The following is a 1,997-nucleotide window of genomic DNA, read 5'->3' as shown; positions in this document are numbered from 1 at the left end:
GTCGTGGCGGTTCGAACGGCACGACGGCTACTGGAACCCGGACGAGCCCGGCGTCGACGCCGTGAACGTCGAGATCGTGCCGCAGGAGGCCGCGCGGATCGCCGCCCTGCAGGACGGCAGCGCGTCGATGGTCAGCCTCGGGAACGTGGACTCGCCGGCATTGTTGCAGGGTGCGAGAGACGTGGAGGTGCTCACTCAGGCCAACACCGACTTCTACTACCTCATGCTCAACTCGCAATGGGAGAACTCACCTTTCACCGATCCACGCGTGCGGCAGGCGGTCAACATCGCCGTCGACCGCCAGCAGATCGCCGACGTGGCGCTCGGCGGGCTCGGCCGGCCCACGGGCGTCACACCGACCGGGCTGCCGGACGCGTGTGAGCCGGGCGAGCTGCCGTCAGCGACGGCGGATCTGGATACTGCTCGTGACCTCCTCGCCGAGGCCGGTGCCGAGGACCTCACGTTCGAGCTGGCTGTCTTCTCCACCGAGCCGGCCCCGGCCGTCGCGCAGGTGATCCAGCAGAGCCTGGAGGAGGTCGGTGTCACGGTCCAGATCGAGCAGCTGGAGGAGACCAGCTGGAACGGCAAGGTCTATGGCGAGGTGCCCGGCGAGTTCGACGCCGCGCTGTCATGGTTCGCCGGCTATGCGGACTCCGGGATGGTGACCAAGTGGTGGGACCCGGACACCGCCGGGTTCAATCTGGGCTTCATGGAGTCCACCGACGAGCTGAGCGGACTGATCGACGCCGTGAACTCACAACCGCAGGGCTCGGAGCGGCAGGAGGCTATCGCCGACCTGTGCGCGGCGGTCGAAGAGGACGCGCAGATGGTTCCGCTCGTCACCAGGCCATCCATGGTCGGGTACCGCTGCGACGCGGCCAGTCTGAGCCTGCATTCGGACGAAGGCTACGGGAACCCGTTCCGACTGCTGTCCGATGCCCGCATGGTCCAGGCCGAGTAGCGTCGCCGTCACGGATGGGCTGAGGAATCATGCGGCTGTTCTCCTGGTGGATCAGACGGGCGCTCGGCGCCGCCGCCACGCTGGTCGGGGTGTCGATACTGGTCTTTCTCGCGCTGCGGGCCATGCCCGGCGGCTTCGCCGAGACGATCCTGGGCCCGTTCGCCTCGGAAGAGCAGCAGCGCGAGCTGGCACAGCGGTACGGGCTCGATGACTCGGCGCTCGCCCAGTACTGGCTTTGGCTCCAGGCCGCACTGGGTGGTGACTTCGGCACGTCGATGATCAGCCAGGAACCCGTGGCCGACGAGCTGTCGTCACGGCTGCCGGTCACCGGTCAGCTCGCCGTGATGGCGGTGCTCGCGGCGGTGTTCATCGGCGTTCCGCTCGGTGTGCTGACCGCGGTCCGGGCCCGTGCCGACGGCGGCGGCACGGTGGGACGGCTGCTCAGCGGGCTAGGAGTGAGCCTGCCGGAGTTCGTGCTCGGCAGCATCGTGGTCTTCCTCTTCTCCCGCTATGCGCTCGGATTGTCGGTCGGCGGTTACGTGCCGTTCGGCGACGATCCGGCGGCGAACCTGCGAGCGATGATCCTGCCGGCCGCGGTGCTGTCGGTGTTCGCGATCTCGGCGACGGCGCGGACCACCAGGGACGCCGTCCTCAACGTACTGGTGGAGCCGTATGTGACCGCGGCGGTCGCGCGTGGGGAATCGCCGGCCTTCATCATCCGGCACCACATCCTGCGCAACGCGGCCGCGCCCGTCGTCGTCCTCATCACCACCATCACGGCCTACCTGCTCGGCGGGGCGATCATCGTCGAGTACCTGTTCAACCTGCCGGGCATCGGCTCGTACGTGGTGCAGGCGGTCGGCCGTCGTGACTATGCGGTGGTGCAGGCGGGTGTGCTGCTGGCAGCCGCGGTATTCATCGTCCTGAACGTCGTCGCCGATCTGCTCGTGGGGCTGATCGATCCGCGGCTCGGCGTCACGGCCACAGGGAGGCAGACATGAGCCGGCTCGACTGGCTTTCCAGGTGCGGGTTGCTC

General features: G+C 68.3%; 2 protein-coding genes. Both read left to right on the top strand.

The genetic code is table 11. The annotated features are described in order from the left end of the window. Window positions 1–961: ABC transporter substrate-binding protein (locus tag ELR45_RS09005; RefSeq protein ID WP_165367623.1), on the top strand; the 961-nt coding region annotated here is incomplete at its 5' end. A gap of 29 nt (window positions 962–990) precedes the next feature. Further along, window positions 991–1,962, top strand: a complete 972-nt coding sequence (locus ELR45_RS09000) for an ABC transporter permease (protein WP_129665275.1) — start codon at window positions 991–993, stop codon at window positions 1,960–1,962. Window positions 1,963–1,997: the final 35 nt, after the last annotated feature.

The organism is Phytoactinopolyspora endophytica (assembly GCF_004138495.1).
GTDB lineage: Bacteria > Actinomycetota > Actinomycetes > Jiangellales > Jiangellaceae > Phytoactinopolyspora > Phytoactinopolyspora endophytica.
Note: the sequence above shows the minus strand (reverse complement) of the source record. Positions and strands in the feature narration are given on the sequence as shown.